The organism is Streptomyces sp. NPDC043427 (assembly GCF_056436655.1).
Window position 1 is genome coordinate 271,910 of sequence record NZ_JBWKCC010000002.1, and the last position, 19,064, is coordinate 290,973.

Sequence of the window (19,064 nt, forward strand, 5' to 3'; positions counted from 1 at the left end):
CTTGTAAATCCATACATCGGGCAGCAGGTTCATACCCACACAGCGCTAGTGATCATAACTATGAGTACGCGCGCATCGGTCGGCGCACAGCCGCACAAGGGGGCGCACGGCCAATATGGTCAAGGCATGACGACCGAGCCTGACTCCTTCCCCCGTCGGCACGCGCGCACCCAGCGGTTCTCGCTCGGCGCGCCGCGTTCGTTCACCGTGGCTCCCGACGGTTCCCGTGTCGTGTTCCTGCGGTCCGGCTCCGGCACGGACCGGGCGGGCGCGCTGTGGGTCCTCGATCCGGCGGACGGCCGCGAGCGCCTGGCGGCCGACCCGTACGCCCTGCTGGGCGGCGCCTCGGAGGACCTGTCCCCCGAGGAGCGGGCCCGGCGCGAGCGCAGCCGCGAGGGCGGCGCCGGCATCATCGGCTACGCGACCGACGCGGGCGTCGAGCTGGCCTCTTTCGCCTTGTCAGGGCGGCTTTTCGCGGCGGAGCTGCGGGCCGGCACCGCCCGCGAGCTCCCCACCCCCGGGCCGGTGATCGACCCGCGCCCCTCCCCCGACGGGCGGCGGATCGCCTACGTCGTCGGCGGCGCCCTGCGGGTCGTGGGCGCCGAGGGCGAGGGTGACCGGGCGCTGGCCGCACCGGAGTCGAAGGGGGTGTCGTACGGCACGGCCGAGTTCATCGCGGCCGAGGAGATGGGGAGGTCACGCGGCTTCTGGTGGTCGCCCCAGAACGACCGGCTGCTGGTGGCGCGGGTGGACGACACGCCGGTGGGGCGGTGGTGGATCTCCGACCCGGCCCACCCTGAACGTGATCCACAACACGTCGCCTATCCCGCGGCGGGCACCGCGAACGCCGAAGTCCGGTTGTTCGTGATCGATCTGGACGGAGCGCGCACGGAGGTCGTCTGGGACCGGGCGCGCTATCCGTATCTGGCGCGAGTGCACTGGTCAGCGGCGGGTGCGCCACTGCTGCTCGTACAGGCCCGCGACCAGCGCAGCCAGCTGTACCTGGCGGTGGAGCCGGAGTCCGGGGCGACCCGGATGGTACACGCGGACGAAGATCCAGTTTGGCTTGATCTTTTCCCTGGCGTGCCGTGCTGGACCCCTTCGGGCCGGCTGGTGCGGATCGCCGACGAGGGCGGCTCACGGGTCCTCGCGGTCGGCGAACGTCCGCTGACGGGAGCGCAGTTGCACGTACGGGCGGTGCTGGACGTCTCCGACGAGGACGTACTGGTCTCGGCGTCGGCCGGTACGGACGCGGCCGCTCCGGAGACCGGCGAGATGCACGTGTATCGCGTCAACGAACTGGGGGTCGAGCGTGTCTCCCAGGAGCCGGGCGTGCACTCGGCGGTGCGCGCCGGGGGCGTGACCGTGCTGGTGTCGGCGGCGCTCGACCGGCCGGGAGCCCGGGTGCAGGTGCTGCGCGACGGGAAGCCGGTGGCGTCCGTGGCGTCGTATGCCGAGGATCCCGGTTTCTCCCCGCGCGTGACACTCACCGAGGGGGGCGCACGCCGTATCCCGTGCGCCCTGCTTATGCCAACGGACTACCACGGCGACACTCCCCTCCCCGTCCTCCTGGATCCCTACGGCGGTCCGCACGGCCCGCGGGTGCTCGCCGCGCACAACGCGCACCTCACCTCGCAGTGGTTCGCCGACCAGGGTTTCGCGGTGCTCGTCGCCGACGGCCGAGGCACTCCCGGCCGCTCTCCCGCCTGGGAGAAGGCGATCCACCACGACCTGACGGTGTCCCTGGAGGACCAGGTCGACGCGCTCCAGGATCTGGCCCGGCGCCACCCTCTCGACCTGTCCCGGGTGGCGATCCGCGGCTGGTCGTACGGCGGCTGGCTGGCGGGCCTCGCGGTGCTGCGCCGGCCGGACGTCTTCCACGCGGGCATCGCGGGCGCGCCGGTGACGGACTGGCGGCTGTACGACACCCACTACACGGAGCGGTACCTGGGCGACCCGGCCGCCTCCCCGGAGTCGTACGCCAACAGCTCGCTGGTCACCGACGAGGGGCTCTCCTCGCCCGCCGAGCCGCACCGCCCGCTGATGGTGGTGCACGGTCTCGCCGACGACAACGTGGTGGTCGCGCACGCCCTGCGCCTGTCCTCCGCCCTGCTGGCCGCGGGCCGCCCGCACGAGGTGCTGCCCCTGTCCGGCGTGACCCACATGACCCCGCAGGAGCAGGTCGCGGAGAATTTGCTGCTGCTCCAGGTGGACTTCCTTCGGCGCTCCCTCGGACTGGGCTGAGCAACGGCAGGGGCCCAGAGAAACGGGCCGGGAGACATGGCGCTCCCGGCCCGTTTACGGCACCCGCACGGCCGTACGCTGTTCAGCCTGACGCGTCCGTATATCGGAATCGGGTCGGCCAAGTTGCCTGTGTGTTAACGCGGTTGCTGTGGGTTTGTGGGGCTATGCGAAGTGGCAGGCCACTTCGTGGGCCGTGGATCCGCCCATCAGCCGGAGCTCCGGCGCCTCCCCCGCGCAGCTCTCCCGGGCCTTCCAGCAGCGGGTGCGGAAGCGGCACCCCGAGGGGATGTTCGCCGGGGACGGTACGTCACCCGTGAGAATGATCCGCTCCCGGGTCTCCCGGCCCTCGGGGTCGGGCACCGGCACCGCGGACAGGAGCGCCTGGGTGTACGGGTGCGAGGGGCGGTCGTAGATCTCGGTGTCCGTGCCGGTCTCCACGATCCGCCCGAGGTACATCACCGCGACCCGGTCCGAGATGTGCCGCACGACCGACAGGTCGTGGGCGATGAAGACGTAGCTCAGCTCGAACTCGCTCTGCAGCCGGGCCAGCAGGTTGACGACCTGCGCCTGCACCGAGACGTCCAGGGCCGACACCGGTTCGTCGGCGACGACGATCTCGGGGCGCAGCGCCAACCCCCGGGCGATGCCGATGCGTTGGCGCTGGCCGCCGGAGAACTGGTGCGGATAGCGGTGGATGTGCTCGGGGTTGAGCCCGACGACCTCCAGCAGCTCCTGGACCCGTCTGCGCCTCTCGCCCTTCGGGGCCGCCTCGGGGTGGATCTCGTACGGCTCCCCGATGATGTCGCCCACCGTCATACGGGGGTTGAGGGAGGTGTACGGGTCCTGGAACACCATCTGGATGTTGCGGCGCACGGCCCGCAGGGCGCGGCCGGAGAGCCTGCCGATGTCCTCGCCCTTGTAGCGGATCGAACCGGCCGTCGGTTTCTCCAGGTTGACCAGCATCCGGGCCACCGTGGACTTGCCGCAGCCGGACTCCCCGACGATGCCCAGGGTTTCGCCCCGGCCGAGGGTGAAGTCGACGCCGTCGACGGCCTTGACCGAGCCGGCCTGTCTCCCGAGGAGGACGCCACGGGTGAGCGGGTAGTGCTTGACGAGGCCGCTGACCTCCAGGATCGGCTCAGCCATGCAGACACTCCCTCCAGTGGTGGCAGGCGCTGCCGCGCCCCGCGTCCACCGTGTGCAGGGGCGGTACGTCGGTGCGGCACTCGTCCCGGGCCATGGGGCAGCGGGGGTGGAAGGCGCAGCCGGGCGGGATGTCCATGAGGCTGGGCGGGAGGCCCCGGATGGCGTGGAGCTCCCGGCCCTTGTGGTCCAGGCGCGGGACGGAGTCCAGCAGGCCACGCGTGTACGGGTGGGCGGGGGCCTTGTAGAGGTCGTGCACCCGGGCCGACTCCACGATGCGGCCCGCGTACATCACGGCGATCCGGTCGGCGACGTCGGCGACCACGCCCAGGTCGTGGGTGATGAGGACGAGCCCCATGCCGGTCTCGCGCCGCAGCTCGGCGAGGAGTTCCATGATCTGGGCCTGGATGGTGACGTCGAGGGCGGTGGTGGGTTCGTCGGCGATGACGAGGGCGGGTTCCAGGGCCAGCGCCATCGCGATCATGATGCGCTGGCGCATACCGCCGGAGAACTGGTGGGGGTACTGCCTCACCCGCTCCCTCGCGGCCGGGATGCGGACGCGGTCCATCAGCTCCACGGCCTTCGCACGTGCGTCCCGCCTCGACATCCCCCGGTGGACGACGAACATCTCGCCGAGCTGGTCGCCCACGGTGAGGACGGGATTGAGCGAGGACAGCGCGTCCTGGAAGATCATCGCCATCTCGGCGCCCCGGACCCGGCGCCTCTCCTCCCGCGTCAGTTGCAGCAGGTCCCGGCCGCGGAAGAGGATCTCGCCGCCGGTGATCCGTCCCGGTGGTGTGTCGAGGATGCCCATGACTGCCTGGGCGGTGACCGACTTGCCGGAGCCGGACTCGCCGAGCACGGCGAGCGTCTCGCCCGCGTCCACGCCGAGGGTGACGCCGTTGACGGCCCGGGCGACCCCGTCCCGGGTCCGGAACTCCACGTGCAGGTCGCGTACTTCGAGCAGCACGGCGGCTCACCTCAGCTTCGGGTCGAGGGCGTCGCGCACCGCGTCGCCGAGCATGATGAAGGCCAGGACGGTGACCGCCAGCGCCCCGGACGGCCACAGCAGCGCGTGCGGGGCGTTGCGGACGAAGGGCGAGGCGGCGGAGATGTCGATCCCCCAGGACACGGCCGGCGGCTTCAGCCCGACGCCGAGGTAGGACAGGGTCGCCTCCAGGGCGATGTAGGTGCCGAGCGCGATGGTCGCCACGACGATCACCGGGGCGACGGCGTTGGGTGCGATGTGCCGCAGCAGGATCCGGGAGTTCGAGGCACCCAGGGCGCGGGCGGCCTGGACGTAGTCGTTCTGCTGGACGGTGATGACCGAGCCGCGGGCGATCCGGGAGATCTGCGGCCAGCCCAGCAGGACCATGAACCCGATGACCGGCCAGACCGTGTCGCTGGTCACCACGGAGAGGAGGACGAGTCCGCCGAGGACGACCGGGATGGCGAAGAAGACGTCGGTGATCCGGGACAGCGCCGCGTCCCACGCCCCGCCGAAGAAACCGGCGAGCCCGCCGAGCACCGAGCCGAGGAGCGCGACCCCGAGGGTGGCGCAGACGCCGACCGTGACGGACGTACGGGCGCCGTACACCGTGCGGGTGTAGACGTCGCAGCCCTGGCCGTCGTAGCCGAAGGGGTGGCCGGGCTGTGGGCCCTGCTGGGCCTTGGCGAGGTCGCACGCCAGGGGGTTGCCGGAGGTGATCGCCGACGGCCACAGGGAGACGAGGACGAGGAAGACGATGACCAGCGCCGAGACGAGGAAGACGGGGTTGCGGCGCAGGTCCCGCCAGGCGTCGGACCACAGGCTGCGGGGTCTGCCGAGGCGGCCCGCCGCCGCGTCCGCGCCTCCCCCGGCGCCGACGACCGGGTCGAGGAGCTCAGGCATGGCGGATCCTCGGGTCGAGCACGGCGTACAGGAGGTCGACCAGCAGGTTGGCCGCCAGGAACACCAGGACGAGGACGGTCACGAAACCGACGACGGTCTGGGTGTTCTGACGGAGGATGCCCTGGTAGAGCTGGTAGCCGACGCCGTGGATGTTGAAGATGCGCTCGGTGACGATCGCTCCGCCCATCAGGGCGCCGATGTCGGTGCCGATGAAGGTGACCACGGGGATGAGGGAGTTGCGCAGCAGGTGCCGGGTGACGATCCGGCGCCGGGGCAGCCCTTTGGCGACGGCCGTGCGGACGTGGTCGGAGCGCCGGTTCTCCGCGAGGGACGTACGGGTCAGACGGGTGACGTAGGCGAGGGAGACCGAGGCCAGCACCAGGCCCGGCACGATCAGCTCCCCGAAGCCGGCCTCGGTGGAGACGGACGGTCTGATCCAGCCCCACTCCACGCCGAGGAGCAGTTGGAGCAGCAGGCCGGTGACGAACGTGGGCACGGAGACGACGACCAGGGTGAACAGCAGCACGGTGGTGTCGACGGGCCGGCCGCGGCGCAGGCCGGTGACGACGCCCAGCGTGACGCCGACGACGGCCTCGAAGAGGATGGCGACGATCGTCAGGCGGACCGTGACGGGGAAGGACGTCGCCATCAGCTCGGTGACCGGCCGCCCGTTGAACGCCGTACCGAAGTCACCGGTGAGGACGTTGCCCAGGTAGGTGAGGTACTGCCGCCACACGGGCTGGTCGAGACCGAACTCCTTCCTGAGCCGGTCGGCGGTCGCCGCGTCGCACTGCCGCTCGCCGCACAGGCCCGCGACGGGGTCGCCCATCACGTTCACCATGAGGAAGATCAGCAGGGTGGCGCCGACGAACACCGGGACCATCTGGAACAGGCGCCGGACGACGTAGCGTCCCATGGCGGCTCAGCCGACCTTGATCTCGTCGTAGACGGGGACGCTGAAGGAGTTGAGCGCCACGTTCGACAGCCGCTCGGACCAGCCGGCGCTGCCGTTCTGGTACCAGAGCGGGATGGCGGCCATCTCGTCGCGGACGATCTCCTCGGCCTGCTGGAAGAGGTCGACGGCCTTGGCGGTGTCGGTCTCGGCGTTGGCCCGGTCGACGAGCCGGTCGAAGTCCTGGTTGGACCACTTGCCGTCGTTGGAGGAGGCGTTGGTGTAGTAGAGCGGCTGGAGGAAGTTCTGGCTCAGCGGGTAGTCCATCTGCCAGCCGGTCCGGAAGGGGCCCTGGACCTTCTGCTTCGTCGTCTGGTTGCGGAAGTCCGCGAAGGTGCCGACCGGGTTGCCGACGCAGGCCCGGTCGTTGCCGAGGGCCTTGTTGACGGAGTTGCAGACGGCGTCGACCCAGAGCCGGTGCGAGCCGGTGTCCGCGTTGTAGGTGATCCTGACCTGGCCGCCGGGCAGCCCGCCGCCCTGAGCGATCAGCTTCCTGGCCGCGGCGGCGTCGTACTCGCACCACTCCCCGCACAGCCCCTCCTTGTAGCCGCCCTCCTTGCCGAGGACCGGGGAGGTCCAGTCGGTGGCGGGGGTGCGGGTCTTCTGGAAGATCGTCTCGGTGATGCGCTTGCGGTCGATCGCCCGGGACAGCCCCTTGCGGATCTTGACCGAGTCCTTCTTGTTCCAGTCCTTGTCGTAGAAGGGGAAGGCGAGGGTCTGGATGATGCCGGCGGGGGTGTTGAGGTAGCGGTCGCCGAGGTCGCCGCGGACGTTTGTGAGCTGCGCGGCCGGGATGTCGTCGGCTAGGTCGAGGTTGCCGGCCAGCAGGTCGGTGTAGGCGGTGTTGGTGTCGGTGTAGACCTTGAGGGTCACGCCGTCGTTGCGCGCCTTGTCCTCGCCGGGGTAGCCGTCCCACTTCCGCAGGACCATCTCCGCGCCCTTGGTGTACGACTCGACGCTGTACGGCCCGTTGCCGACCGGCTTTTTCAACCAGGCGTCGTGGTCGTCGTAGAAGGCCCGGGGCAGCGGGGCGAAGGCGGGGTAGCCGAGGGTGTCGGGGAAGGCCGAGAACTTCTGGCTCAGCCGGACGGTGAAGGTGCGGTCGTCGACGACCTTCAGCCCGGAGAGCGTGTCGGCGCTCTGCTTGCCCCCGTCTTCGGGGTGGACGGCGTCGTAGCCGTCGATGTAGCTGAAGAAGTACGCGTTCTTCTGGTTGTTCCTCAGGTTCGCGCCGTAGTTCCAGGCGTCGACGAAGGATCTGGCGGTGACCTTCTCGCCGTTGCTGAAGGTCCAGCCGTCCTTGAGGGTGACGGTGAAGTGCTGTGAGTCCGGGGTCTCGATGCGCTCGGCGAGCATGTTCTCGGCCTCGCCGGTGCGCGGGTCGTACCGCTTGAGGCTCCGGAAGATCATGTCGAGGACCTTGCCGCCCTGCACCTCGTTGGTGTTGGAGGGCTCCAGCGGGTTCTGCGGGTCACCCCAGGAGGAGGTGAGCACCGCCCCGCCGGCACCGCTGCCGCTGTTCTCGGTTCCGCAGCCCGCGGCCACGAGGGCCGCCGCCGCCGCACATACGGCCCACTTGGCACGCGTGGCTCCGCGCATGGGTGTCTCCTCCTGAGAATCCGTCACCGGCCGGTCCATTACCGGCCGATCCGTTACCGGCCAATATCGACTCAAGAGGTGCATACCGCACACGGACCCCGCGCGTCGCGGGGCCGTTGGAGGGATACCGGAGGATCTCCCCCGTGCCCCACAATGGATCTCCGTCGGGGGGCGCAATGGATCATTGCCATCCGATGCCGAACCGTTGAATTGCTACCCCTCCATGTACGCATTTCGACGCTGAGGTATCCGGATAACGAACACGTTGCCCGTTTCGCCGGATTGGCCGGATTCGGGACACGGAACGATTACAACGCGCTACACGCGTAGCTACAGTACGGCAAAGGCAAGGCAAAGAAGGTAAATAGAAGACCAAGGCAGGCTAGTTTTTATTGACCTTGAACGAATTGCGTTGAAAAAGTCCCGCGTAGCCCGTAGGGGAGTGCCCTGCGGAGTCATTCAGACCCTCCCTGGGCCAGGAGCACCATGACCCCCCCTACTCCATCCGCGGCTGCCCCGCTCGAGGTGACCGACGAGGACGTCGAGAAGTCGATCACTTCTCCCGCCCCGAAGGCCAACGAGAGCCGGTCCCCCGGGCAGCTCGCGTGGCGCCGGTTCAAACGCGACCGCACGGGCGTCATATCCGCCTATGTCGTGATCTTCTTCTTCGTGGTCGCACTGTGCGCCCCGTTGATCGCCAAGCTGTACGGGAAGAACCCGTACGACACCTATGGCCTGAACACGCCGGGCCTGCTCGGCGACAACGGCTTCCCCACCGGGGCCAACGGCGGCATGAGCGGCGAGTTCTGGTTCGGCATCGACCCACAGCTCGGCCGTGACGTCTTCACCTTCCTGCTCTACGCGATCCGCAACTCGCTGCTCATCGCGACCGGCATCACGATCCTCGTCGTGATCATCGGTGTGGTGATCGGCGTGACCGCCGGCTACATCGGCGGCAAGACGGACTGGTTCCTCGGCCGTGTCATCGACATCCTGCTGGCCTTCCCGTCTCAGCTCTTCTTCGTGGCCTTCACCCCGGTGGTGATCGCCCTCTTCGTGGACCCCGAGGACAACACGCCGGTCTGGCTGACCGTCGTCTGCCTGATCGGCCTGCTCACCGTCTTCGGCTGGGCCTCCATCGCGCGACTGCTGCGCGGCCAGGTACTGGCCCTGCGCGAGCGTGAGTTCATCGAGGCCGCCAAGGTCACCGGCGCATCACCGGCGCGCATCATCTTCAAGGAGCTGCTGCCCAACCTGTGGACGCCGATCCTCATCCAGGCGACCCTCAACCTCCCGCTGATGGTCACCACGGAGGCGGGTCTCGCCTACCTCGGTGTCGGTCTGCAGGACCCGACCCCCGACTGGGGCGTCATGATCGGATACGCCGCGAAGTTCTACCAGGACGACATCACCTTCCTGCTCTTCCCCGGCGTGGCCATGGTGATCTTCGTACTGGCGTTCAACCTGCTCGGTGACTCGGTACGCGACGCGCTCGACCCGAAGACCAAGCGCTGACTCCGGCCCTTTTCAGGACCACGGCAAAGGTGCCGGGGTGCCGGAACCTCTCTCATCAACTCTCTTTCCTAGGCAGGATGCGATGTCCTTTTCGCGCAGAAACTTCCTGATAGCCACCGGTGTGGCCGCCGCTTCGGGATCCGTCCTGACCGCGTGCAGCAGCGGTGACTCCAGCAGCAACACGGGCGGTGGCAAGCAGGACGCCGCCAAGGCCGAGGCGACCGTGGTCAAGATCGGCACCGCGGAGGACTCCAAGGGCCCGGCTCCCGAGGTCTCCGGCGCGAAGAAGGGCGGCAAGGTCTCCCTCCTGAACGACGACGACTTCTCGCACCTCGACCCGCAGCGCATCTACTACGCCTGGAACTCGCTGGCCGCGATCGTCCTCTCCCGGACCCTGACCGGCTACAAGATCGGCGACGACGGTTCGATGACCCTCGTCGGCGACCTCGCCACCGACACGGGCACGATGAAGGACGGCGGCAAGACCTGGTCCTTCACCCTGAAGGACGGCATCAAGTGGGAGGACGGCTCCGACGTCACCGTCGACGACGTCCGCCACGGCTTCGAGCGTGCCTTCGCCAACTTCATCACCGAGGGCGCCTTCTACGTCCAGACCTGGCTGACGGGCTCCGCGGACTACCGCAAGTCGTACCCGGGCCCCTACAAGGGCAAGCACCTGAAGTCGATCGAGACCAGCGGCAAGACCATCACCTTCCGTCTCTCCGAGGCGCGTCCGGACTTCAACTACGTCCTCGCGATGCACTCCTACGCGCCGACCCCGGTGAAGAAGGACACCAAGGAGAACTACGACAAGAAGCCGGTCTCCAACGGTCCCTACAAGATCAAGTCGCACGTCACCGACAAGTCGATGGTGCTGGTCCGCAACGAGCACTGGGACCCGGCGACCGACCCGATCCGCAACGCCTACCCGGACGAGTTCGACTTCACCTTCGGCATCGAGGCGCTCACCGCGGCCGACCGTCTGCTCGCCGACTCCGGTCCCGACCAGTACGCCGTGTCGTGGCGCACGATCCCGGTGGAGCGTGTCGCCAAGGCGAACGCGGAGGCCAAGGACCGCGTCTTCTCGGAGCTCGGCAGTGGCGTCAGCGTCTACTGGATCAACACCACCCGCGTCACGGACAAGTCCGTCCGCGAGGCCCTCATCAAGGCCTGGCCGACCGCCAACATCCGTCAGCTGCAGGGTGGCGCCAACCGCGGTGAGTACGCGACCGGCATCATGAGCCCGCTCGTCGCCGGCTACAAGTCTCAGGACGTCTGGGGCAAGCTGAAGAACCCCGCGGGCGACCCCGCCGCCGCGAAGAAGATCCTGGAGAAGGCCGGCAAGACCGGCACCAAGATCGTCTACGCGTACCAGAACGACCCGACCCAAGCCAAGATCAAGGTCGTCGTCGAGCAGGCCCTGAAGAAGGCCGGCTTCGAAGTCGTCACCAAGCCGATCGACTCCACCACCTGGTACGACCAGGTCGGCAAGCTCGACAACGGCTTCGACGTCTACTGGGGCGGCTGGTCCTCCGACTGGCCGACCGGTTTCTCGGTCTTCCAGCCGCTGTTCCAGAGCGACCAGGTCAAGGACCAGGGCCAGAACTACTCGCACCTGAAGGACCCGGCGGTCGACGCGGCCATCAAGGCCGCCACCGCCGAGACCGACCAGAACAAGGCCAACGAGATGTGGGCCGCCCTGGACAAGCAGGTCACGGAGCTCGGCGCCTTCATCCCCGACGTGTACATGCGGCGCATCTACATGCACGGCTCCAAGCTCGGCAACGTGAAGATGGACCCGAACTTCGACGGTTGCATGCTCTACAAGATGTACGTCAAGTCCTGACCCATCACTGAGCGGTGGGGGCGGCCACACGCCGCCCCCACCCTCGGCTCTCGTCCTCCGGGCCCCCGGTCACCCCGGCCCGGCCCGTTCCGCACGACGGCCCTCCCAGGAAAGCCACTCCCCATGCTTCGCTTCCTCGTCCGCCGAGTCCTCGGCGCCGTGATCACGCTGCTGATCATCAGCGCGGTCACGTTCATGCTGTTCTACTCGGTGCCACGCGACCCGGCCCGGCTGGCCTGCGGCAAGCTCTGCACGAACGAGACACTCGAGCTCATCCGCCACAACATGGGGATCTCGGACCCGCTGCCGGTGCAGTACTGGCACTGGCTCACCGGCATCTTCCTGGGCCGTGACTACCCGGGCTTCGGCAACTGCGACGCGCCGTGCCTCGGCTACTCCTTCGTCAACCGCGAGCCCGTGCTCGCCACGGTCATGGACCGCTTCCCGACGACGTTCTCCCTGGGCATGGGTGCCGCCGTGGTCTTCCTCGTCTTCGGTGTCGGGATGGGCATGATCGCCGCGGTGAAGCAGGGCAAGCTCACCGACAAGATCGCCTCCGGTGCCTCGCTGGTCGCCTCGTCGATGCAGATCTACTTCGTGGGCACGCTGGCCCTGTACTTCTTCGTGTACCAGTGGCACATCATGGACCAGCCGGGTTACACGCCGTTCAGCGACAATCCCGGCGCCTGGTTCAGCGGACTGCTGCTCCCCTGGCTGGTGCTCGCCCTGATCTTCACCGCGAACTACACCCGTATGACGCGCTCCCAGATGGTCGAGACGCTCACCGAGGACTACGTCCGTACGGCCCGGGCCAAGGGTCTGTCCCAGCGCAACGTCTTCTTCCGTTTCGCCTGGCGCGGCGCGATGGGGCCGATCGTCACCATCTTCGGCATCGACCTGGGCGTCCTCTTCGGCGGCGCGATGATCACGGAGAGCACCTTCAGCCTCCAGGGCATCGGCATGCTCGCCGTGAAGTCCGTCATCACGAGCGACCTGCCCATGCTGCTCGGCGTCATGGTGCTCACCGCCTCCTTCGTGGTGATCGCCAACATCATCGTGGACGCCTGCTACGCCCTCATCGACCCGCGGATCCGGCTCGCCTGACCGCGCGCACCCGCCCGCCCCGCCAGCTACCCCTCGCATCACCCCCTCTGGAGCGTCCCCGTGACGAGCACCGATCAGCAGCCCTTCCTGTCCATCAAGGACCTGAAGGTGCACTTCTCGACCGAGGACGGCACCGTCAAGGCCGTCGACGGCCTCTCTTTCGACCTCGTACGCGGCAAGACGCTCGGCATCGTGGGTGAGTCGGGGTCCGGCAAGTCGGTCACCAATCTGACCATCCTGGGCCTGCACAACCCGGACAACACCCACGTCGAGGGCTCGATCGTCCTCGACGGCCAGGAGCTGAACGGGGCGCCGGAGAAGACCCTGGAGAAGCTGCGCGGCAACAAGATGGCGATGATCTTCCAGGACGCCCTGGCCTCGCTGTCGCCGTACCACACCATCGGCCGGCAGATCGCCGAGACGTACCGCACGCACACGGGCTGCTCCAAGCAGCAGGCCCGGGTACGCGCGATCGAGATGCTGAGGCGGGTCGGGATCCCCCAGCCGGAGACCCGGGTGGACGACTACCCGCACCAGTTCTCCGGCGGTATGCGCCAGCGCGCGATGATAGCCATGGCGCTGGTCTGCGACCCGGAGCTGCTGATCGCCGACGAGCCGACCACGGCCCTCGACGTGACCGTGCAGGCCCAGATCATGGACCTGCTCAAGGACCTCCAGAAGGAATTCGGCACCGCGATCATCTTCATCACGCACGACCTGGGCGTGATCGCGGACATCGCCGACGACGTACTGGTGATGTACGGCGGCCGGTGCGTGGAGCGCGGCACGAAGCAGGAGGTGCTGCGCGACCCGCAACACCCCTACACCTGGGGCCTGCTGAGCTCCATGCCGAGCCTGGACCACCCGGTCGACGTGCCGCTGAACCCGATCCCGGGCTCGCCGCCGTCGCTGCTGAACCCGCCGTCGGGCTGCCGCTTCCACCCGCGGTGCACGTTCGCCGAGAAGGTCGAGGGCGGCAAGTGCTCCAAGGAGCGTCCGCTCCTGGAGATCGTGGACGGCCGCGGCAGCGCCTGCCACCTGACCGCCGAACAGCGCGGTGGGTACTTCTCCGACCTCGCCGGCGCGGCGAACTGACGTACAAGAGACGGGATTTCACCACCATGAGCAGCACCACTCCCCTCCTGGACGTCTCCGGGCTGACCAAGCACTTCCCGATCAAGGGCGGCTTCCCGATCCGGCGCACAGTCGGTGCCGTGCAGGCCGTCGACGGCCTCGACTTCCAGGTCGCCGAGGGCGAGAGCCTGGGCCTGGTCGGCGAGTCCGGCTGCGGCAAGTCCACGACCGGGCGTCTGATCACCCGCCTGCTGGAGCCGACCGGCGGCAAGATCTCGTACCAGGGCAAGGACATCACCCACGCCAACCGCAAGCAGCTGGCGCCGATCCGGTCCGAGATCCAGATGATCTTCCAGGACCCGTACGCGTCGCTGAACCCCCGCCAGACGGTCGGCAAGATCATCTCCGGCCCGATGGAGATCAACGACATCAACCCGGCGGGCGGCCGGGAGGCGCGGGTGCGCGAGCTGCTGGAGATCGTGGGCCTCAACCCCGAGCACTTCAACCGCTTCCCGCACGAGTTCTCCGGCGGCCAGCGCCAGCGCATCGGTGTCGCCCGCGCCCTGGCCCTGGAGCCGAAGCTGATCGTGGCCGACGAGCCGGTCTCCGCGCTCGACGTGTCCATTCAGGCGCAGGTCGTCAACCTGCTCCAGAAGGTCCAGCGGGACCTGGGCATCGCGTTCGTGTTCATCGCCCACGACCTCGCCGTCGTACGGCACTTCTCGCAGCGTGTCGCGGTCATGTACCTCGGCAAGATCGTGGAGATCGCCGACCGCGACGACCTGTACGGCAACCCGCGCCACCCCTACACCCGGGCCCTGCTGTCGGCCGTGCCCGAGGCCAAAGCGGACGACACCCCGGCCCGTGAGCGCATCCGTCTGACCGGCGACGTGCCCTCCCCGATCAACCCGCCCTCCGGCTGCCGCTTCCGCACGCGGTGCTGGAAGGCGACGGAGAAGTGCGCGAGCGAGGCTCCGCCGCTGGTGCAGGTCGAGGGCAACAAGCCGGGCCACCTGACCGCCTGCCACTACCCCGAGACGGCCGAGACCGTGCCGGCTCCCCGTCTCGCCAAGGACTCCGAGGCGGCGATCTGACAACACCCCTTTCTCGTCAGCCACCCCTTTACGGAACGGACTTTCACCGGCCCATTGACTCGAGCCCGTGATCGTCCGATCCAGGGAGGCGAGGGCCCGTACGCCTATGGCAGGTGTGCGGGCCCTCAACTCGTGAACCTCCCGGTGACTTCCAGGGCGGTGAACGTACCTTCGCACCGGAGCCGCTCACTCCAGCGACAGATTGCCGCTGCCGCACGGCGCAAGACTGCTGCTGGCAGCGCCGGCCTGGACCCCCAACACCTTCGTGTACGACGAGGGGCTGATCGAACGCGTATGGCCGGAGCGCAGACCTCAGCATCCGCGGGACGCGCTATACATCCACGCCACCCGGCTGCGCAAGGCACGGCTGGCTTCGTCCGGCAGCCCGGCATATGACAGCTCGAGCGCTGCTCTTACGGCGACGCTCTCCTCGCCCTCGATGTGCAGTCGCGCCAACCGACCGCGCTCGGCGAGGTCGCGGACGTAGGCGCGGATGCTACCGGGGCGCTCACCGATCCAGGAGCCCGCGACGCACAACGCGAGAGGCAGATGATCGCAGGACGGTCATTTGCGCGGTACGTCGTTGGTATGCGCTATGCGGATGACGGATGGAACCGCCCTCGTCGGCCGGACTCCCTCGGAGTTGGAGCAGTGGATGTTCGATCGAGTCGAGAGCAGAGCACCTCGTACGGCTACCGCACGAGGCTCTGCCGCGCACGGCCGCCGTACGAGCTGCTGCCGCATGGTGAGAAGGTCCGGAGACCCCGACGTCAGACCTTCCGGATCCGGTCGGCGATCTCCGGTCTCGCCGCGAACCCGGCCGCCTTGTACGTCGCGACGCCGCCGACGTTAGAGCTCGGCGTGCACACGCGCACGCTCGATGAGCCCATCTCCCGCAGTGCGGCCGCCCCGGCGACGGTGATCGCCCGGCCATAGCCGCGGCCGCGGTGGTCCGCATGGACGCCCATCGGCTCGACCAGTCCCGGCTTCCCCGGGCCGACTGACCAGACCGTCACCACCGCCACGGGGTTGCCCTGGTCGTCGTAAGCACCCAGGCATCGGGCGTCGGCGTAGAACGGTCCCGCGGACATCTCGTGCCGGTACTCGCGCGTGGGCTTCGTGGTGTTGAACGCGGACCGCAGGACGTCGGCGAAGTCCTGTGCCTGCTCCAGGCCGATCGCCTTGATCCGCACGCCGGGGTCCTCCACCGCTTCGGCGAGGTCGCGGAAGAGCGGCGTCCACGGCTCGTCGACACCCCAGCCCTCCTTGGTCAACAGGTCGTGGAGCAGCAGGCCCTGCGGCGCCTCGATGGACACCGCTCCTTCCGGCAGCACGCCGCGCTCAGGCAGCGAGAAGTCCTCGACGAGCCGCCGCGCCAAGTCCTCGTCCTGGAAAGCGTCGGGAGCGACCGTCATCCGCACCACCGTCGGCGAATCCAGCATCCCGACAGCGAGGATCCGTCCGTCCCGGCTCCAGGTCCGGACCACCGCGGCCGTCTCGGCGGTTCCGAACCGGTAATTCCAGCCGATGTCCCCGGGATGCAGCTGCATCGGCGCTTCGTCATGCTGCCACTCCCGCAGCGCCGCAATAGCCTCGCGCACCCCGTCGGCCGTCGGCGTACTCAGCACAATCGTCATAGCCGGGATCTGACACCCCGTCTCGGTGGCGTGCAACCGATTAACTGACCAAGCCCTTCAGGGTGATGGTGGCGGGAGGTCGATGGCGAGTCCGGTCCCGGCTAGAAAGCCGTCGAGGACGTCTGGGCGGTACTGGAAGCGCTTGAGTCGGTTGCGCACGAGCGCGGCGAGTCGGTCGAGGGCAACGCTGGCGAGGTTCGCGAGGCTGTGTTTCACGTGGGCCCACACGTACTCGACCGCGTTCAGCTCGGGTGCGTAGGCAGGGTGAACACCGTCAGCCAGCTGCGTGCGTCGATCAGGTCGCGCATCTTGTGGGAGACGTGGGTGTTCAGGCGGTCCCACACGAGCACGATCGGCGCCTTGACCAGTTGGTACACGCCGTCGACGAGGCCGATGCAGTCGCGCTCGGACAAGCTGCGGCGCTCGCCCCATCGCCTCCTACGTCCGGTGGCGCAACGCCCGAGCCAAGCCGAAGACGAACTTCGCGCCGGACTCACCGGTCCGCAACTGGACCGATTACCCTGCCAGGACCGCTAACGCACTTCTACGATCTTCATATGAGTGACCTGAACTCGGCAGACGAACAGCTGCAGACCGCCCGACTGTCGTTGCGGCGTCCGACTGAGGCCGACATTGACGCGATCTTCGCGATTCACCGTGACCCCCAAACCTGCCTGCACAACCCCTCCGACGCGCTCACCCGGCTCGACGAGGCCAGGGAACTGTATCGCCGCTGGAACGACCAGTGGCAGCGGTGCGGATACGGGTACTGGGTCGTCCGGCGCGACGGCTCCGCCCTGCAACTGGGATTCTGCGGAATCAAGCCTATGGAACTGCACGGCGTGAAAGTCCTCAACCTCTTCTACCGCTTCGCCGCCTCGGCCTGGGGCCAGGGCTTCGCGAGCGAGGCCGCAGCGACGGTGACTACCTGGGCATCCCGCCACGTTTCCGACCTCCCACTGATCGCCCGCGTCCGGCCGGCCAACATCGCCTCGCAACGCGTGGCAGTGCGCGCTGGCCTGACCCGAGCAGAGCATCTCGACGAAACCGGATACGACGGCCTCGACTGGATCTATGCAGCAAGGCTGCCGAACTGAGCAGCCCCGGACACGGGCAGACCTCACCGAACGCCGTGTCCATGGCCGTTCAACATTCTGAGATGAGCCACTAGAATGCTGGCCATCACGCCAGCCTTCTCGGTGCGGATTCCGATCCGCCGGGGAGGTTTTTTTCATGCCCGGGGCCCGCCTGTCCCGGCACTGGTGGATTCACTTCGAGGTGCTCGCCCCGCCGAGCGGCCTGAACGTGTCGCGCCCACCCATCGGTTTCCGTTCCCCACCGCAAGAGGAGATCCCAGTCATGAGCCCACGGACGAACACCGCGGCAGCCGCGGGGACTTGGCAACTCGGTGACCTGACCGTCAACCGCGTCGGGTTCGGCGCGATGCGCCTGACGGGTACCGCGCCCTTCGACAGCGGCGTGCCGCGTGACCGAGAGCGGTCGATCGGCGTGCTCCGGCGGGCGGTCGAGCTAGGTGTGAACCACATCGACACCGCCGCGTTCTACTTCTCGGCAACGCGCTCCGCCAACGAGCTGATCAACCGGGCGCTGGCGCCGTACCCGGAGGATCTGGTCATCACCACCAAGGTCTGGCCGGGCCGCGATCCCTCGGGCGCGTGGTGGTGGGCCACGCCGGCGCAGTTGCGCGGCCAGGTCGAGGAGAACCTCCGCCAACTCGGCCGCGACCACCTGGACGTGGTGAACCTACGCGTGCCACCGAGCTGTCGGACCGGCTCGATCGGCGAGCACTTCGGCGTGTTGGCCGAGCTGCGCGATGCTGGGCTGATCCGCCACCTCGGCATCTCCAACGTCACGTCTGAGCAACTGGCCGAGGCCCGGGCCATCGCCCCGGTCGTCTGCGTGCAGAACCCCTACGGGATCGGCGCGTTGAGGGAGGACCGGGCACTCCTACGGCTCTGCGGTGAACTCGGCCTCGCCTTCGTCCCGTTCTTCGCGATCGCCGGGCCCGGGCGGGAGGCGGGCCCGGCTGCCGGTGACAGCGAGGCGGTGTGCGCCGTCGCCCGCGCGCACGGTGTGTCCATCGCACAGGTCCGGCTGGCCTGGACCTTGCAGCAGGGGCCGCACGTGCTTGCGATCCCCGGGACAGGTGATCTGGACCACCTCGCGCAGAACGTGGCGGCAGGCGCGCTACGGCTCTCGGAAGAGGAGATGGTGCGCCTCACCTCGCTGCGGCCGGTCGGCGCCTAACGAGCCGTTGCCATCCGTCCATGGGCCACGGCACGCACTTTAGAGGGTTCGTCAGTCCCCTACTGACGGACCCTCTAAGTAGTTCCGGCGAGGCGACGGAGTCGCCCCGCCGGCCCCAGCGCGGGCCTTCGCTCGTTCTCAGCTCTGCTCTACACGCCGGTCGTGCCGTCGAGCAGCTCGCGCAGGATGTCGAGGTGGCCGTTGTGGCGGGCCGTCTCCTCGGTGAGGTGGAGGAGGATCCAGCGCAGGTCGACGTGGAGGCCGTCGCGGACGGGGCGCTTGGCCCTGGTGTCCAGGTCGTTCGCGGCGACCAGTTCGCGGTAGCGGGCGCTCTGTGCGGCGTACTCGTCGAGCAGCTGGGCCAGCGGGAAGTCGACGGCGATGCGCATCTCGCGGTCGGGGTCCTCGTCGGTCCAGGGGCCCTCGTCCTCCTCGCCGAGGAAGACCACCTGGAACCAGTAGTACTCCACCCAGCGCAGGTGGTTGATCAGTCCGCTCAGGGTCATCAGCGGGGAGCCCGGCAGGGGTGCCTTGCTGGCGTTCTCCGCCAAGACGCCCTCGCACTTGGCGCGGGCGGTGTCACGGGCGTAGTCGAGGAACGTGGTGAGCTGGGTGCGCTCGTCCCACGCGGGAGGAGTGTCGTCTGTTCTGGTCATCGCGCTGAGCATCGCCCATCACAACGACCGCTGTCGAGGCA

15 protein-coding genes and 1 pseudogene are annotated in these 19,064 nt (G+C 68.5%); 8 read left to right on the plus strand and 8 right to left on the minus strand.

Translation table 11 applies throughout. The annotated features are described in order from the left end of the window. Positions 1-126: 126 nt before the first annotated feature. A complete protein-coding gene (locus AC067M_RS05135) occupies positions 127-2,244 on the plus strand; it encodes a S9 family peptidase (RefSeq protein ID WP_478695583.1) in 2,118 nt (705 codons plus the stop codon). A 162-nt stretch (positions 2,245-2,406) separates the two neighbouring features. On the opposite strand, the gene AC067M_RS05140 is transcribed toward AC067M_RS05135, so the two are convergent. From AC067M_RS05140 to AC067M_RS05160, 5 genes are read right to left on the minus strand one after another with little or no spacing between them, the layout of a single operon-like run. Continuing rightward, on the minus strand, positions 2,407-3,390 hold the full coding sequence (locus AC067M_RS05140) for an ABC transporter ATP-binding protein (protein ID WP_478695584.1): 984 nt from the start codon (positions 3,388-3,390) through the stop codon (positions 2,407-2,409). After that, entirely contained in the window at positions 3,383-4,357 is a 975-nt protein-coding gene (locus AC067M_RS05145) for an ABC transporter ATP-binding protein (RefSeq protein ID WP_478695585.1), read from the minus strand. Before AC067M_RS05145 ends, AC067M_RS05140 begins: the two co-directional genes overlap by 8 nt. Positions 4,358-4,363: 6 nt before the next feature. After that, complete coding sequence (locus tag AC067M_RS05150; protein WP_478695586.1) at positions 4,364-5,278, minus strand: ABC transporter permease; 915 nt, start codon at positions 5,276-5,278, stop codon at positions 4,364-4,366. Further along, entirely contained in the window at positions 5,271-6,194 is a 924-nt protein-coding gene (locus tag AC067M_RS05155) for an ABC transporter permease (protein WP_478695587.1), read from the minus strand. The genes AC067M_RS05150 and AC067M_RS05155 overlap by 8 nt, the downstream gene beginning before the upstream one ends. A gap of 6 nt (positions 6,195-6,200) precedes the next feature. Further along, the gene (locus AC067M_RS05160; protein ID WP_478695588.1) at positions 6,201-7,829 is read right to left on the minus strand and encodes a peptide ABC transporter substrate-binding protein; all 1,629 of its coding nucleotides are present in this window, start codon (positions 7,827-7,829) and stop codon (positions 6,201-6,203) included. 486 nt (positions 7,830-8,315) lie between these two features. On the opposite strand from AC067M_RS05160, the gene AC067M_RS05165 reads away from it, so the two are divergent. The 5 genes from AC067M_RS05165 to AC067M_RS05185 all read left to right on the plus strand — a co-directional run bounded on the left by AC067M_RS05165 (position 8,316) and on the right by AC067M_RS05185 (position 14,462). Further along, on the plus strand, positions 8,316-9,344 hold the full coding sequence (locus AC067M_RS05165; RefSeq protein WP_478695589.1) for an ABC transporter permease: 1,029 nt from the start codon (positions 8,316-8,318) through the stop codon (positions 9,342-9,344). Positions 9,345-9,426: 82 nt separating this feature from the next. Further along, complete coding sequence (locus AC067M_RS05170; protein WP_478695590.1) at positions 9,427-11,190, plus strand: ABC transporter substrate-binding protein; 1,764 nt, start codon at positions 9,427-9,429, stop codon at positions 11,188-11,190. A 123-nt stretch (positions 11,191-11,313) separates the two neighbouring features. Continuing rightward, entirely contained in the window at positions 11,314-12,294 is a 981-nt protein-coding gene (locus tag AC067M_RS05175; protein ID WP_478695591.1) for an ABC transporter permease, read from the plus strand. Positions 12,295-12,354: 60 nt separating this feature from the next. Beyond that, positions 12,355-13,389, plus strand: coding sequence for an ABC transporter ATP-binding protein (locus AC067M_RS05180; protein WP_478695592.1), 1,035 nt, complete (start codon positions 12,355-12,357; stop codon positions 13,387-13,389). Positions 13,390-13,415: 26 nt separating this feature from the next. Beyond that, a complete protein-coding gene (locus tag AC067M_RS05185) occupies positions 13,416-14,462 on the plus strand; it encodes an ABC transporter ATP-binding protein (protein WP_478695593.1) in 1,047 nt (348 codons plus the stop codon). A 770-nt stretch (positions 14,463-15,232) separates the two neighbouring features. Here the strand turns inward: AC067M_RS05185 and AC067M_RS05190 are convergent. Both AC067M_RS05190 and AC067M_RS05195 read right to left on the minus strand, forming a co-directional pair. After that, on the minus strand, positions 15,233-16,099 hold the full coding sequence (locus AC067M_RS05190; RefSeq protein ID WP_478695594.1) for a GNAT family N-acetyltransferase: 867 nt from the start codon (positions 16,097-16,099) through the stop codon (positions 15,233-15,235). Between the two features lie 57 nt (positions 16,100-16,156). After that, positions 16,157-16,524, minus strand: a pseudogene (locus AC067M_RS05195) (transposase); the annotation flags it as partial. A gap of 132 nt (positions 16,525-16,656) precedes the next feature. Between AC067M_RS05195 and AC067M_RS05200 the strand changes: the two are divergent. Together AC067M_RS05200 and AC067M_RS05205 are read left to right on the plus strand one after the other, a co-directional pair. After that, positions 16,657-17,196 (plus strand): GNAT family N-acetyltransferase, encoded by a 540-nt coding sequence (locus AC067M_RS05200; protein WP_478695595.1) that lies wholly within the window; start codon positions 16,657-16,659, stop codon positions 17,194-17,196. 262 nt (positions 17,197-17,458) lie between these two features. Further along, the gene (locus AC067M_RS05205) at positions 17,459-18,367 is read left to right on the plus strand and encodes an aldo/keto reductase (protein ID WP_478695596.1); all 909 of its coding nucleotides are present in this window, start codon (positions 17,459-17,461) and stop codon (positions 18,365-18,367) included. Between the two features lie 149 nt (positions 18,368-18,516). On the opposite strand, the gene AC067M_RS05210 is transcribed toward AC067M_RS05205, so the two are convergent. Continuing rightward, positions 18,517-19,023 carry a DinB family protein gene (locus AC067M_RS05210; protein WP_478695597.1) on the minus strand — a complete coding sequence of 169 codons (507 nt, stop codon included), beginning with the start codon at positions 19,021-19,023 and terminating at the stop codon, positions 18,517-18,519. Positions 19,024-19,064: the final 41 nt, after the last annotated feature.

Bases quoted from the DNA above. Each gene is read 5' to 3' on its own strand.
- AC067M_RS05140 (WP_478695584.1), bottom strand. From the start codon at position 3,390: ATGGCTGAGCCGATCCTGGAGGTCAGCGGCCTCGTCAAGCACTACCCG.
- AC067M_RS05165 (WP_478695589.1), top strand. From the start codon at position 8,316: ATGACCCCCCCTACTCCATCCGCGGCTGCCCCGCTCGAGGTGACCGAC.
- AC067M_RS05210 (WP_478695597.1), bottom strand. From the start codon at position 19,023: ATGACCAGAACAGACGACACTCCTCCCGCGTGGGACGAGCGCACCCAG.
- AC067M_RS05190 (WP_478695594.1), bottom strand. From the start codon at position 16,099: ATGACGATTGTGCTGAGTACGCCGACGGCCGACGGGGTGCGCGAGGCT.
- AC067M_RS05160 (WP_478695588.1), bottom strand. From the start codon at position 7,829: ATGCGCGGAGCCACGCGTGCCAAGTGGGCCGTATGTGCGGCGGCGGCG.
- AC067M_RS05170 (WP_478695590.1), top strand. From the start codon at position 9,427: ATGTCCTTTTCGCGCAGAAACTTCCTGATAGCCACCGGTGTGGCCGCC.
- AC067M_RS05200 (WP_478695595.1), top strand. From the start codon at position 16,657: ATGAGTGACCTGAACTCGGCAGACGAACAGCTGCAGACCGCCCGACTG.
- AC067M_RS05175 (WP_478695591.1), top strand. From the start codon at position 11,314: ATGCTTCGCTTCCTCGTCCGCCGAGTCCTCGGCGCCGTGATCACGCTG.
- AC067M_RS05155 (WP_478695587.1), bottom strand. From the start codon at position 6,194: ATGGGACGCTACGTCGTCCGGCGCCTGTTCCAGATGGTCCCGGTGTTC.
- AC067M_RS05185 (WP_478695593.1), top strand. From the start codon at position 13,416: ATGAGCAGCACCACTCCCCTCCTGGACGTCTCCGGGCTGACCAAGCAC.
- AC067M_RS05205 (WP_478695596.1), top strand. From the start codon at position 17,459: ATGAGCCCACGGACGAACACCGCGGCAGCCGCGGGGACTTGGCAACTC.
- AC067M_RS05150 (WP_478695586.1), bottom strand. From the start codon at position 5,278: ATGCCTGAGCTCCTCGACCCGGTCGTCGGCGCCGGGGGAGGCGCGGAC.
- AC067M_RS05135 (WP_478695583.1), top strand. From the start codon at position 127: ATGACGACCGAGCCTGACTCCTTCCCCCGTCGGCACGCGCGCACCCAG.